At 62.0% G+C, this 14,583-nt stretch carries 10 protein-coding genes; 9 read left to right on the forward strand and 1 reads right to left on the reverse strand.

Going from position 1 to position 14,583, the window contains the following annotated elements; translation table 11 throughout:
- Nucleotides 1–2: 2 nt before the first annotated feature.
- Nucleotides 3–539, reverse strand: coding sequence for a hypothetical protein (locus HX812_RS27560; RefSeq protein WP_038849120.1), 537 nt, complete (start codon nt 537–539; stop codon nt 3–5).
- Nucleotides 540–745: 206 nt separating this feature from the next.
- On the opposite strand from HX812_RS27560, the gene HX812_RS27565 reads away from it, so the two are divergent.
- The 9 genes from HX812_RS27565 to HX812_RS27605 all read left to right on the forward strand — a co-directional run bounded on the left by HX812_RS27565 (nt 746) and on the right by HX812_RS27605 (nt 14,526).
- Nucleotides 746–1,426, forward strand: coding sequence for a molecular chaperone (locus HX812_RS27565; RefSeq protein WP_050572480.1), 681 nt, complete (start codon nt 746–748; stop codon nt 1,424–1,426).
- A gap of 23 nt (nt 1,427–1,449) precedes the next feature.
- The gene (locus tag HX812_RS27570; RefSeq protein WP_038849123.1) at nt 1,450–2,430 is read left to right on the forward strand and encodes a fimbrial protein; all 981 of its coding nucleotides are present in this window, start codon (nt 1,450–1,452) and stop codon (nt 2,428–2,430) included.
- A gap of 57 nt (nt 2,431–2,487) precedes the next feature.
- Nucleotides 2,488–5,292 (forward strand): ATP-binding protein, encoded by a 2,805-nt coding sequence (locus HX812_RS27575; protein WP_038849126.1) that lies wholly within the window; start codon nt 2,488–2,490, stop codon nt 5,290–5,292.
- Nucleotides 5,279–6,472, forward strand: a complete 1,194-nt coding sequence (locus HX812_RS27580) for an EAL domain-containing protein (protein WP_038849128.1) — start codon at nt 5,279–5,281, stop codon at nt 6,470–6,472. Before HX812_RS27575 ends, HX812_RS27580 begins: the two co-directional genes overlap by 14 nt.
- A gap of 82 nt (nt 6,473–6,554) precedes the next feature.
- Nucleotides 6,555–9,686: a hybrid sensor histidine kinase/response regulator gene (locus HX812_RS27585; RefSeq protein WP_038849129.1), complete on the forward strand. Its 3,132-nt coding sequence runs from the start codon at nt 6,555–6,557 to the stop codon at nt 9,684–9,686.
- Between the two features lie 23 nt (nt 9,687–9,709).
- On the forward strand, nt 9,710–10,357 hold the full coding sequence (locus HX812_RS27590; RefSeq protein ID WP_025854954.1) for a response regulator: 648 nt from the start codon (nt 9,710–9,712) through the stop codon (nt 10,355–10,357).
- Between the two features lie 194 nt (nt 10,358–10,551).
- Nucleotides 10,552–11,157 carry a fimbrial protein gene (locus HX812_RS27595; RefSeq protein ID WP_038849147.1) on the forward strand — a complete coding sequence of 202 codons (606 nt, stop codon included), beginning with the start codon at nt 10,552–10,554 and terminating at the stop codon, nt 11,155–11,157.
- A gap of 76 nt (nt 11,158–11,233) precedes the next feature.
- The gene (locus HX812_RS27600) at nt 11,234–11,965 is read left to right on the forward strand and encodes a molecular chaperone (protein WP_038849134.1); all 732 of its coding nucleotides are present in this window, start codon (nt 11,234–11,236) and stop codon (nt 11,963–11,965) included.
- Between the two features lie 50 nt (nt 11,966–12,015).
- On the forward strand, nt 12,016–14,526 hold the full coding sequence (locus tag HX812_RS27605; protein WP_038849136.1) for a fimbria/pilus outer membrane usher protein: 2,511 nt from the start codon (nt 12,016–12,018) through the stop codon (nt 14,524–14,526).
- Nucleotides 14,527–14,583 lie beyond the last annotated feature (57 nt).

Below are 14,583 nucleotides of genomic sequence, written 5' to 3' on the forward strand. Positions count from 1 at the left end.
CCTCACCGCTTGGGTGACAAGCCGATGGCACACGCAACCACCGCCGGGTCTCCCAGGTAGGTGGTTCGCGTGGCAATCGACAGCTTGCTCGTACGCGGCGTTGCGCCGTCCGTGTCCACGGCTCGCAACGTCGGCCGCTCCACCGATGGCACGGCGTGCGCCGGGTCGACGATTTCCATGCAGCGGCGCAACGAGTTGAAGTCCGGTGACTGTGACAGCGCCAAATGCAGGGTCTGGCTCACGGACACGGAGACCAGCGAACTCTGCGCGCATTGGCCGTCATAGATCAGCGTATGGCGAATCAGTCGGTTGTCGTGGCAGTACTTCAGCAGGTTCACCTGTCGCGAGCGCACCAGCGCAGTGTCGATGATCAACAGGTCGAATGCCACGCCTTCCGAGCGCGTCAAGGCTTGCAGCTCATCGAAGGAACTCAGCGGGGCGATGCGGTAATAGCCCAGCTGATTGAGCATTTTCTCGATCTTGATTCGCTGCAGTAGGTCCGCATCGGCAATCAGCAGGCGTAACGCTTTATTGGGCATAGGGTAAACCTGACAGTTGGGCATCAGCGTCGATCATTCAACGGTGATCACGGTAACCGTCCGCAACGAGGCCTGACTTTAAGGCGAATCTGAAACGGTTACCCTGGGCATGCCGGCTCTTTTAAGAATCGCCTCAAAGCCTTTCCCTCCACGCCTCCCTACCATGGCCCGCGTCTCGAACGCCGCCATGGAATTTCTCTGTGTTCATGTTTCTACTGCGCCTACTGCTGCTGACCGGCGCACTGCTGACCCTCGCACCGCCGGCCCGGGCGGTACTGAAAATCGAAGGCACGCGCTTGATCTACCTGGGCCAGGACAGGGGCGCCACCATCGGTGTGGTCAACCAGGCTGCCCGCGAAGTGGTGGTGCAAACCTGGATCAGTGGCGAAGACACGCCGCCCAATGGCGACGTCCCTTTTGTCGCCACCGAACCCCTGGTTAGGCTAGGGCCCGGCGAGCATCACCAACTGCGCATCCTGTACGCCGGCGAGGGGTTGCCGACAAATCGTGAATCGCTGTTCTGGCTCAACATCCTGGAAATCCCGCTCAAGCCCGAGAGCCCCAACAGCGTGCAGTTCGCGATCCGCCAACGCCTCAAGCTGTTCTATCGCCCGCAGACACTGGTCGGCGGTTCGGCGCAAGCGGTGCAGCAGTTGGTCTGGAGCACCGACGGGCGCCGTGTCACGGTCAGCAATCCCAGTGCGTTTCACGTGTCGTTGGTCAACCTGCACGCCGACACCTGGGCACTCAGTGATTACCTGCTGCTCAAGCCCAACGAGCGCAAAACCCTGGACGCACCGGGCGCGATCATCAAAGGCACCCCCCTCCACTTCACCGAAATCACCGATATCGGCTTGCAGGCCCGCCACAGCGCGGTACTCAAGTGATAGACCGCGAGGTATTTGCACCTATGTCACTCACCCGACGACTTCTGCCGATGTTGCTCTGGGCCTGCGCGGCCCTACCCGCCACCAGTCACGCGCTGGCCTGTCGCGAAGACGGCAGCGGCTCGATCATCACCCAGGAAGCGCTGGGGACCGCGCTGGCGGTGGCCGCCGATGCGCCCAACGGCACCATCATCTGGGAGTCCGGCCCGCGCACGACAAATGTGATCTGCAAGGACGACTACAACCATGGCCGTGAAGAGGTGTATTTCTACGTCAACCCGGCCAACGTGAGTATCGGCACCGGTATCCGCGTGGGCATCCGCTACAACAACCAGCCGATCACCCAGAGCACCGGCAAGGTCGGCACCGGGTTCTTTTCCGACCGGGGCTGCACCGCCAACTGCGTGGGCTGGGACAAGGCGCGCTTTACCCTCAATTTCAGTGTCTTCATCGAGAAATACGACCCTACGCCACCCAGTGGCCAGGCCAGTACGCTCACCTCCTATCGCGTGTTCCAGCTGGACGGTGTGCGCGGCCTCAACTCGCGGCCCAACAGCAATTTCAACTACGTGGTGACGGGCATGAACGGCATCCGCTTCGTGCCCTGTACGCCGGAGCTGACCATCACCCCCAGCGTGGTCAACTTCCCGACGCCTTCGCGCAAAGCGGCGATCGGTGAAGTCGCCAGCACCGCGAACTTCAGCCTGAACCTGCGCAAGGGTTGCGACACGCCCTACACCGTCAGTGCGCGCTTTGCGACCACGCCGGGCGGTGGCGCGGTGGTCAATGGCTTGCTGGTACCGGACAACAACAGCTCGGTGGGCATCGCATTATCCCGCGCTGAGAGCCAGCAACAGCTGCCTTTCAACAACTGGTTCACGTTGCAGGAACTGATGGGGCTGGGCCAGAGCCACGATGAATTCCGTGCCGACCTGAAATGGCGCACCCTGCCGATCCCCGGCGCGTTTGACGCCGCCGTGGTGGTCGATATGTATTACAAATAGCTGACTTTTAAGGATCGTCTTATGCCATCGCTGTTGGCCGGCACTTAAAGTCTGCCGATGCGATTGAAAAGTTATCTGCTCCAGATCAACCCCGTCCTCTCCCGACCCGAAGCTGCCAGAAGGCTGCTGCGTATTTTTGCGACTGTGCTGCTGATCGGCATATTGAGCGGGGTCTACACTTTTCTGCTGTCCACCTTCAACAATGATATTTCCCAGCGCCGCGGCTACATGAGCAGTGCCATCGCCGAGGCCCACACCTTTTTCACCAACCGCGAGGCCTTGCTCGAAAGCCTTAGCCTGTCGGCGGTACGGCGGCCCTCGAAAACACCGGTCTACACCTTCTCCCCCGAAGAACAGCACCTGCAACTCGGCGATTCGCCGGACAACCAGTGGAGCATCTGGCTGACCACGCGGATGCGTGAGTACCTCAAGGCCAAACAACTCAACTTGTTGTACGTGAACGCGGGGCCCACACCGCAGGTGACGCGGCTGTACGATGCCACCACCCAGGTACTGCCAATCTCCAAGTGCCTGCTCAACCGCCTCAAGGCCGTGCAACACGGCGATCCCACCACACTCAATGAGTTATGGCTGAGTGACAGGACCGAGGGCCACTCGCACCTGTACATTTTTATTCGCCTGGATGAACGCGACCCTGAATCCGGCTGGCTCGGCATGGAGATGGAAAGCCGCGAAGTGTCCTCCGCCCTCAGCGACAAAAGTGCCGGCGAGTTCATGATGCTCAGTTCCCAAGGCATGCTGGTGTTCACCAACAGCGACAACGCACAGCTCAGCCAGCAACGCCTGAGGCCGGGAGAGGACAGCTTTTTCGGGTTTGTCGGCAACGGCTGGTTGCCCGATCACCTGGTGATCCGCAAGCACCTGAAATCCTCGGACTGGCAATTGATGTACTCCATCGACCTGCGCGCGGTGGTCAGTGGCCTGTGGAAGCAGTTGCTCGGCTCGCTGATGTTCTGCTTGTTCAGCGTGACGCTGATTTGGCTGGTGATGCGTCGGGTTGACCAACGCTTCATCATCCCCTCGATCCATCGCATCCAGGCCTTGATCGAAAGCGAAGCGTTCGGCCGCGATGTGATCCAGACCGCGCCTGTCGCGCTGTGTGTCTTGCGCCGTACCGACGGCCAGGTGGTGCTGGAAAACACCTTGGCGCAGCAATGGCTGGGGGCCGGTCCGGAGCGCGAAGCCTTGCGCGACGGCTGGATCGAGCAAGCCTTCGCGAACGGGCCGTCCGAACGCAGCGACTACTTTGAAACCATCGACGGTCGTCACCTCTACCTCAGCAGCGCACCCACCCGCTACAAAGGCGAAGACGTGTTGTTTTGCGCCTTCAGCGACATCAGCGCACGCAAGCAGGTCGAAGCGGCGCTGGAAGAAGCCCGGCAATCGGCCGATGCCGCCAACGCCGCGAAAACCCTGTTTCTGGCGACCATGAGCCACGAGATCCGCACGCCGTTGTATGGCGTGCTCGGCACCCTCGAACTGCTGGCGCGCACCCAACTGGACACCCAGCAAAAAGACTACCTGCACGCAATCGAAGGCTCCTCCTCGACCTTGTTGCAACTGATCTGCGATGTGCTGGATGTGTCGAAGATCGAAGCCGGGCAACTGGCCCTGGAGTTGAGCGAATTCTCGCCGCTGGACCTGGTACACGAAATCATCCAGGGCTACGCGGCAGCCGCCCAGGGCAAAGGCCTGCAACTCTATGCCTGCTTCGACCCCAAGCTGCCGGAACGCTTGATCGGCGACGTGACCCGCATCCGCCAGATACTGAACAACCTGCTCAATAACGCCGTGAAGTTCACCGACTACGGGCGCGTGGTACTGCGGGTCAAAGTCCTGGGGCGCGACGGCGAGCGTTCCAGCCTGCTGTGGCAGGTCTCAGACACCGGCAAAGGCATCGCCCAGGAAGACCAGGCGCTGATTTTCGAGCCGTTCTACCAGAGCGAAGGCAATACCAACGTGGTCGCTGGCACCGGCCTGGGCCTGCCGATCTGCCAGCGCCTCACCGAGTTGATGAACGGCAATATCCGTATGGTCAGCGAATTGGGCCTGGGCAGCAGCTTCAGCCTGACCTTGCCCCTGGAAGAAGCCCCCACCCCACCCCTGCCAGCCCTGCTGGCCGAAACCATTTACATCGCCTCGCCTATCCCGGAACTGGCGAATGCGATCAGCGGCTGGCTACGCCGCTGGGGCGCACGCGCGCAGACCGCCCTGCCGGCGCAGACTGACGGGCACCTGCTGTTGCAACTGCACCCCGGCAACGTTGACCCATTGCTGGTCGCCGACTGGGCGGGCCCGGTCATCCATGCCAGCAGCAACGCCAGCAGCCCCCCGCCGGATGAGGCCGGTGCATGGCACGTCAACCTCAACCACCTGAGTGCGATCCATCAAGCGGTCAGCCAGGCACAGGGGTTGTGGGTGGCACGCGCCGACGAACAGACACGCCAGCGCGACCTGAAAAAGCTCAACCTGCACCTGCTGGTGGCCGAAGACAACATCATCAACCAGCTGATATTGCGCGACCAACTGGAAGAACTCGGCTGCACCGTGGAGCTGGCCGCCGATGGTCATGAAGCGTTGCAGCTCTACACCGCCGGCACCTTCGACGTGGTGCTGACCGATGTGAACATGCCCCACATCAACGGCTACGAACTGGCGCGGGAACTGCGGCGCCAGGGCTGCCCGTTGCCGATTATCGGGGCCACCGCCAACGCGATGCGCGGCGAGGCCGACCTGTGCCTGGCCGCCGGCATGAACCATTGCCTGGTCAAGCCTTTCGCGTTGCGGGCGCTCTTCAATTCCCTGGCGCCTTATGCACGGATCATTCATGAAGCCCCTTAGTATTTTGATCGTCGAGGACCATCCTCTGCAGCACATCTACTTGCAGCACCTGCTCAGTGAGTTGGGGGATTTCATGCTCGAAGCCGCCCAGGATGGCAAAGAAGCGCTGGAGCGCCTGCGCCAACGGGACTTCGACCTGGTGCTCACCGACCTGCTGATGCCCGGCATGGACGGTGTGCAATTCATTCAAAGCCTGGCCAGCCTGCGCTGCAAGCCAGCACTGGCGATCATGAGCGTGGCGTCGCGGCGCATGTTGATGGCCGCCAGCCTGGTGGCCAAGAACCTGGACGTGGAAGTGATCGGGCTGATCTCCAAACCGGTGGCTGCCGACGCCCTGCGTAGCCTGGTCGAGCAACTCAGGCACAAGATGCGCACGCCCTCTCCTCTGCCGACCAAACACCCCGACATCGACCGTTACACGCTGATCCAGGCCATGGGCAACGGCCAGTTGCAAGCCTGGTTCCAACCCAAGAAGTCCCTGGCCAACGGTCGCATCGTCGCCGCCGAAGCGCTAGTGCGCTGGATGCACCCCGAGCAAGGCGTGATGTTGCCCGGCGCTTTCCTGGAGGCGATCAAAGCCTTCGAACTGGAAGAGCGCCTGTTGTGGCTGGTACTCAAGCAGGCAATCTACGCGCAAAAACAATGGTGCCTACGCGGCTATGACATACCGGTGTCGATCAACCTGCCGACCCATTTGCTCAACAGCCATGACCTGGCCGACCGTTTGCTGGAGTTCGTGCTGCTGCACGACGGCATCCCCGGCATGATCTGTTTCGAGCTGATGGAGTGCTCGGTGCCCCAGGACATCAGCAACTTCTACGCCGGTGCCTGCCGCCTGCGGATCAAGGGGTTTGGCTTGTCCCAGGATGATTTCGGCAAAGGCTACAGCTCGTACCTCAACCTGGTGTCCACGCCGTTTACCGAACTCAAGATCGACCAGGCGCTGGTCCAGGGCTGCCACGACAACGAAGGCATGGCATCGGCCCTGGCGAGCATCATCAGCCTGGGCCGCAAGCTGGGCCTGACCGTGGTCGCCGAAGGGGTGGAAACCCCACAACAACTGGCACTGCTGCGCAAGATCGACTGCAACCAGGTGCAGGGCTTCTTGATCTCCCACGCGGTATCTTCCGAACAATTTCAACAACTTCTGAACAATGATGGCCCCGCGACATCTCATTAGGCGCCAGGCACGGATCTTTTGTTGCAGAGAGGGGCTAAGCTCCATCCAGTGCCGATTTTTTCTCCGCCTGCGGACGTCCTTGATGAAGCACAACAACGCGATCCTCGAAGCCTTCACCCGAAGCTCCTTGCGCCTGAACAAAGGCCTGATGCTGATGTTCGGGGTCGCGTTGCTGCTGGCCCTCACCAACTACTGGTCGCTGCAACGCGGCGTCGATATCCGCTATGGCGCCATGCGGTTTCACTTCGCCCGACTGATGGAAAACCTGGCGCAGCAGGAAGCGTTCCTCAAGAACTTGGCGCACCCCGGCATCCAGGCCGAATTGTTGCGCGCCACCAACGTCCAGGTCAGCCTCAAAAGCCGTATGGTCGACACTCGTCGCACCTTGTACGAGGGCCAGAAGTACTCATTCTCGGTGCCATTCAGCGTGGCGTTCGATGAGCAGCGCGTGGGTGTCAGCGCCCGGCCGCGGATATTCGCGTTGGGCGCTCATCTCACTAGTTACTACAGTGCATTTTGGTCCTCCTCGCCGTACGGGGCGCCACAGACGTTCGTGTTCAACCGCCAGGCGAACTACGCCATTGATATCCCTGCCGTGGACACGCCGCTGGAGCGGGTCAACGCGGTGCAGGACGCCCTGGCGCAGACGCCGCCGGGCCTGGAACCCGAGCGAGTGTACTGGCAGGCCGGGCCCGCGCCTGAGCATTTGCTGGCCTATATGGGTATTGCGCTCGACGGCCCGGACTCGGCTGTGGTCGGCACGCTGCTGGACCTGGCCCAGGCCGACGACGTACAGCGCGCGCTGGAGCGCTCTGCGTTTGATCGCATCACGTTGATCGCCCCTGACGGTCATCGGCTGATCGGACCGGAAGTCGTTGGCGCGCCGCTCAGCGACGGCGTGCACTTCACCTCGAACGGTTTCGTATTCAAGATTTCCCAGGCCGGTGACCAGCCCTGGAGTGCGATCTATGGCTTGAGTTACGCACGTTATTTCCACTACGCCGTGTGGCCGCTGAGCAGCCTGGTCTTGTTCCTGGGCAGCCTGCTGGCGCTGGGATGGGCCGGCAGCCGCTGGTATCGGCGCCAAGTGATTGCACCGGCACGCCTGGCCCACGAGCACATTGCCGAGAGCGTGGCGTTCAGCCGCGTGATCATCGACACCGCCCCCACCGGGTTATGCGTGGTGCGCCGCAGCGACGGCGAAGTGTTGATCGAGAACCAGCGCGCCCAGCAATGGCCGGGCACCGCACGCCTGGTCGCGGCCATGGCCGGCGCCCACGACAGCGCCGAGAGCGGCGAGACGCACCTGGAGATCGAAGGCCGTCACCTGCAGATCGGTTTCGTGTCCACACGTTATCAGGCGCAGGACGTGCGCCTGTATGCGTTCAATGACATCACCCGGCACATCGAGGATGCTTCGGCGCTGGAAGATGCACGCCGCGTTGCCGACGCAGCCAACGAAGCCAAGACCCTGTTCCTGGCGACCATGAGCCACGAAATCCGCACGCCTCTGTACGGCGTGCTTGGCACCTTGGAGTTGTTGGGCCTGACCGACCTGGACCCGCATCAGAAAACCTACCTGCAGACCATCCAGCGCTCGTCCGCCACGCTGTTCCAGCTGATCAGCGATGTGTTGGATGTGTCGAAAATCGAGTCCGGGCAAATGGCGATCGAGGCCGTGGAATTCTGCCCGCTGGACATGCTCGAAGACACCCTGCACACCTACGCCGCCTTCGCCCACCGCAAGGGCCTGCAACTCTACAGTTGCATCGACCCGCAGCTGCCGGACAGCGTCATGGGCGACCCGCTGCGTATCCGCCAGATCCTGAACAACCTGGTGAGCAATGCGATCAAGTTCACCGACATCGGCCGCGTGGTGATCCGTGCCAGGGTGCGCGCGCACGACGCTGAGCAGGTGGAGCTGGAATGGCAGGTGACCGACTCCGGCGTGGGCATCGCGCAGGCACAGCAGGCCAAACTGTTCGATCTCTTTTACCAGGCTCCGGACACCGCAGGTGAAGGCGGTGCGGGCTTGGGGCTGCCCATCTGCCGGTGGCTGGCGCAGATGATGGACGGCCAGATCAAGGTCGTCAGCGAGCCCGGACTGGGCAGCAGCTTTACCTTGAAAATCCGCTTGCCGGTGTGTGCCGCTGCACTGACGAATCTGCCCCTGGTGGAACCCAGCACGACGCCGGTGTATGTGCAGGCGCCGGTGCGTGAATTGGCGCAATCGATGTGCGACTGGCTCAACCGCCTGGGCATTGCAGCCGCCGTGGCTGCGCCGACCCAGGAACCGGGGGCCCATCGCGCCGTGCTGGTGGATGTGCTGCCCGATCAACCTGCGCGACCCTGGATCGGCCAACGCGTCATCTGCCTGCCGGGCGCCCACAGCCCACCCTTGCCGACCGAGCAGGGCTGGGTGGTCGACATGCACGATGTGCGAGCCATTGCCGCCACCGTATCCCTGGCGCAGCACGGCAAGCACGAACCACCACCGGCGGCCCAGCCACAGAGCGCCGGACGTTTGGGGCTGCGCATCCTTGTGGCCGAAGACAACCCGATCAACCAGGCCATCATCAAGGAGCAACTGGAAGCGCTCGGCTGCTCGGTGAGCCTGGCCTCGAACGGCGAACAGGCCTTGCACCTGTGGCAACCGCAGGCCTTCGACCTGGTGCTGACCGACGTGAACATGCCCTTGATGAACGGCTACGAACTGGCCAGGACCCTGCGCGAACACGCGCCCCGCTTGCCGATCATCGGCGTCACGGCCAACGCCATGCGCGAAGAAGGCGTGCGCTGCCTGGCCGTCGGCATGAATGCCTGGCTGGTCAAGCCCCTGAGCCTGCAGACCCTGCGCGCGCAGTTGATCAAGCTGTGCAAGGTAGCACCGCCCACCGAAACCTTTGACGACAGCGTGCACCTCTCGGACAAGATGCGCCCGCTGTTTATCAGCAGTGTGCAACAGGACCTGCTGCATATTGGCGAAGCGCTGGAACAGCGCGATGCCCACCGCCTCGGCCAACGCCTGCATTCAGTCGCCGGTGCCCTGGGCGCGGTGCAGGCCAACAGCCTGGCCCAGGCCTGTATCGAACTGGAAAGCGCACTTAACCGTGGCAGCCTCGACACAGCGCTGACGCTCAAGGTGAAGACGGTCATGCAACGCCTCTCGGCCGTCCTGGATACGCTCCAGCCCGGGCCCACTCCCCTCACTTGAACTGGCACTACGGACGGCCCCTTATGAAAACATTCAACGTGGTTATCGCGGACGATCACCCGATCGTGCTGCTCGGGGTGCGCGAACTGGTCGAGCGCGACACGCGCTTCCAGGTCGTGGGCGAGGCCGTCTGTTCGGCCGGCCTGATCGAGTTGCTGCAGCGCCAGGGCGCTGACATCGTGATCACCGACTACAACATGCCGGGCGACTCGCCCTACGGCGATGGCCTGAAGCTGGTGGAGTACCTGAAACGGCATTTCCCACAGGTGCAGATCCTGATCCTGACGATGATCTCCAACCACCTGATCCTCACCCGTCTGCAGGAACTGGGGGTGGTCGGCATCATCCAGAAAAGCCAGCTGCACACCGAGATCCAGCTGGCACTCAAGGCCATCGCCCAGCAAAGTGCCTATCGCAGCCTGGAACCGCCCAAGACGTCGGTGATCGAGACCCTCACCGCCATCGATGAACGCTTCTCGACGTTGTCACCCAAGGAGTTCGAAATCCTGCGTTTGTTTATCTCGGGCATGAGTGTCAGTGATATTGCGCGCAGCCAGAACCGAAGTTCCAAGACCATCAGCGCACAAAAAATATCGGCCATGCGCAAACTTGAAGTCAGCAGCGATCAAGACCTTCTGGCGTATTGCCTGGCGCGCAATATTTTCAACTAAGCAATCACTTGAAAGCCATTCAAGGACAATGGCTTCCCCCTTTATCTACTGGTCTTAACCTCTCCATAAGTGCAACTAACCCTGCCTCTTCGGCGCTTATAAGAATCGTCTTATTTGCCCGCCCGCCCTCGCCTCTTACTATTTCCCGGCAGTTCAGAAACCGCACTTTCCAACTCACACTTATGGACATCATCATGAAGAAGTTCTCCCTGGCTGTTATCGCTTCGGCCATTCTTTGCGCCTCCGGCAGTGCCTTTGCCGAAGAGCCGGTCGTACCGAAGCCAACCCTCGGCGGCAGCGGCAAAATCACCTTCACCGGCGTGATCAACAACGACGCTTGCTCGGTGGACGGCGCCAACTCCGACCGCACCATTTCGGTAGACATGGGCAACGTCTCGATCAAGGACATGGGCACTGCCGAGAACCCAACTGCCGGCCGTGTTACCGCCAAAGACTTCAACCTGAACGTCAACTGCAACCAGGGCACCAAAGTCGCGATGATTTTTGACGCCAACAACGGTGGTTCGGGCCTGGTGACTGGCAAGAACGTACTGGCGCTGAACCCAGGTTCGGCCACCGCGCAAAACGTCGGCATCGCCCTGCTCGACAGCAAGGGCACGTTGATCGACCTCAGCTCGCCGGCCACCGCACGTATCGAAAGCACCATGCATGGCCAGGGCACCGAAGGCGGCGACGCCACCCTGAGCTTTGCCGCCGCCTACGTCACCACCGGTGCCGCCGGCGCATCGACGGCCGGTCGCGGTGACGCCACCCTGCCGTTCATCCTGCAATACGAATAACCCCGGCGCCCGAGCACCGAACGCGCGAGGCCCTGCGGCCTCGCCATTCTTTTTCTGATGACACCGGATAACCCTCATGCTGCCTCGTTCTATCGCCGTGGGCCTCGGGCTGCTGGGCATGCTCATGGCTGCCCAGGCCGCCGCCAGCATTTCATTGAATGCCACCCGTATCGTGTTCGATGGCGACCACAAAGAAGCCAACATCACCGTACGCAACGGTAACCAGGATGTGTTGATCCAGTCCTGGGTTGACCGCAACGATGCCAGCGGCAGCCGCGCGCCGTTCGCCGTTACCCCGCCGTTGGCACGGGTGTTTGCCAAGGAACAGCAACTGCTGCGCATCTTGTATGAAGGCGCCGGCATGCCCACCGACCGCGAGTCGGTGGTCTGGCTCAACGTGCAGGAAATCCCCAAGGCCAGCGCCGCCGAAAACACCTTGCAGTTGGCCATCCGCCAACGCATCAAGATTTTTTTCCGCCCTGCCGGCTTGCCTGGCAGTGCGTTGCAAGCCCCTGCCCAGCTGGAGTGGGCGCTGACCAAACGCGGCGCGCAAACCCTACTGAACGTGAAAAACCCGACGCTGTACCACGTGTCCATGGCCGACATAAAGGTGCAGGCGCAACTGGCCAGTGACTCCACCATGGTCGCCCCAGGCGAGGAAAAACAGTTCCCGCTGAACGCTCCGGTGGCCGCTGGCACGGTGCAGTTGTCGTTCTCCAGCATCAATGACTACGGCGCGCAGAACCATTACACCGCCGCCCTGGCGGGTGGTGTTGCCCACGCCACCGAGTCACGCCTCAAACCCTGAGCACTTCGCCTCACGCTTGCTCGCCCACCCGGGATGCCACAGGTCTTCGCATGTCTTTTCTTTCCAGCAACAGGTCCGCATGTGACGCACTGAAATTGAAGACGCTGTGGCTGGCGATTGCCGCCTGCCTGCCCGCCTGGGCCCTGGCCGACGAGGCTGCGCAGACCTTCAACACCACCTTCCTGCAGGGCTCGCAGTCACCCGTCGACCTGCAACAGTTGCTGTCGGCCAACAGCGTGTTGCCGGGCACTTACCGTGTCGACCTGTACAGCAACGAAGTGCTGGTGGGCCGCCGTGATATCGACTTCAAGCGCAACCCGCAAAACGACCAGGTGCAAGCCTGCCTGACCCTCGACCTGCTCAAGCAACTGGGGATCGACATGGCCCGCTTGCAAGCCCAAGGCAAAATCGACCCGCAGCAGCCGCAGGACTGCTACCCGCTGCCAGCACTGATCGAAGACGCCACGGTGCGCTACGACAGCAGCCGCCTGCGCCTGCTCGCAAGCATTCCGCAAGTGGCCATGCAGCGCGGGCTGCGCGGGTATGTCGACCCGCAGCTGTGGGACGACGGCGTGCCGGCCGCGTTCATCAACTATCAGCTCAACAGCAGCCGCACAGCCGGTGACTACGCCACGCGCATCGCCAATAACCTGGGCCTGCGCAACGGCATCAACCTGGGCGCCTGGCGCTTGCGCAACGAATCGAACCTGAGCGGCGGCACCGGGCGCAAGAACACCTACACCAGCAACCGTACCTACGTGCAGCACGACGTGACGGCGATCAAGGGCCAGTTCAGTGCCGGTGAGATTTTTTCCGACACCGACCTGTTCGACAGCGTGCGTTACCGCGGGGTCAAACTGGCCTCCGACGAAGGCATGCGCGCCGACAGCGAACGCGGCTACGCCCCGGTGATCCGTGGTGTGGCGCAGACCAACGCGACGGTGGAGATCCGCCAGAACGACTACGTCCTCTACACCGCCAACGTCGCACCGGGGCCGTTCGAGATCAACGATATCTACCCCAGCGGCTCCAACGGCGACTTGCAGATCACCGTGATCGAAGCCGATGGCACCCGTCGTGTGACGATGCAGGCGTTTTCCAGCTTGCCGATCATGGTGCGTGAGGGGCAAGTCAAGTACAGCCTCTCGGCGGGCCGGTTCAATAGCAACACCGAGGGCCTGGCCACTCCGCGTTTCCTGAGCGGCACCCTGGCGTATGGCTTGACCAGCAACCTCAGTGGCATCGTCGGCTTGCAGGCCAGCGAGGACTACAACGCCCTGTCCCTCGGTGCCGGACGTAACACCGCGTTGGGCGCGGTGTCGCTGGATGTCACCCATTCTTCAAGCAAGGCCCAGGGGCAAACCACCCAGGGCAGCAGCGTGCGCGCGTTGTACGCCAAGACGTTTGCCGGCACTGACACCAACTTCACCCTGGCCGCCTACCGTTACTCCACCGAGGGTTATCGCAGCTTCAGCGACCATGTCGAAGACATCAGCGACAGCATCCGCGTGCGCAGCGGCCATTCGAAAACCCGCACCGACCTGACCATCAACCAGAGCCTGGGCCGCAACCGCGAATTCGGCAGCCTGTATGTGAACGCCAGCGACCAGCGCTACTGGAATCGTGGCGGCTCGCAGAGTTTTTCCGCCGGCTACACCAGCAACTGGGGAAACCTGAGCTACAACCTCGGCGTAACCCGGACCAAGCAGATTGTCACGTGGGGTGAGCCGAGCAGTGACACCCAGGTGAACCTGTCCATCTCGTTCCCACTGGGCAGCCAGGCCCGAGCACCCCGAGCGTTTGTCACCACCAGCAGCCAGCACGGCGACACCACCACCCAGGCGGGCATCAACGGCTACGTCGCCGACGCCAGCGACACGTTCTACTCGGTACAGGCCGGGCACAGCGACACCAGTGGCGATTCCGGCTCGGTGAACATCAACAGCCGCACCTCGGTGGCGGATGTGAGCCTGGGCTACAGCCAGGGCCAGGGCTATAACTCGCAGAACCTCAACCTTGCAGGTTCGGTGGTGGCCCATGGCGGCGGGGTTAACCTGGGGCAGACGGTCAGCGAGACCTTTGCACTGGCTGAGGTGCCGGGTATTTCCGGGGCGAAGATCAGCAGCTACAGCGGTGTGGAGACGGGTTACAACGGCTATGCGGTGATTCCGAACGCGCAGCCTTACCGGGTCAACTGGGTCAGCCTGGACACCCGAGACTTGGGCGGCGATGTGGAAATCACCAACGCCACCCAGCAAGTGGTGCCGCGTCGTGGTGCCATCGTGGTTGCACGCTACAGCGGCACCACGGGGCGACGGGTGTTGTTCGAGTTGTTGGATGCGCAGCATAAGCCGCTGGGGTTTGGGGCTTCGTTGGAGGACTCGACGGGCAAGCAGTTGGCGATTGCTGATCCGAATGGGAATGCGTTGGCGTTGGTGGGGGAGGATCAGGGGACGTTGGTGATCAAGTGGGGGGAGCGCAGTTGCAGTGCTTCGTATGCGTTGGGGGTGCAGAACAAGGCGTTGAATTATGAGCGGCAGGTGTTGGTGTGTGGGCCTTGATGTATTGAGTACATATCCGTTCTTTGGGTAACGGCTGAAATAGGTTCCGCCCTTACG

Source organism: Pseudomonas sp. IPO3749, assembly GCF_013386605.1.
Taxonomy (GTDB): domain Bacteria; phylum Pseudomonadota; class Gammaproteobacteria; order Pseudomonadales; family Pseudomonadaceae; genus Aquipseudomonas; species Aquipseudomonas azotoformans_A.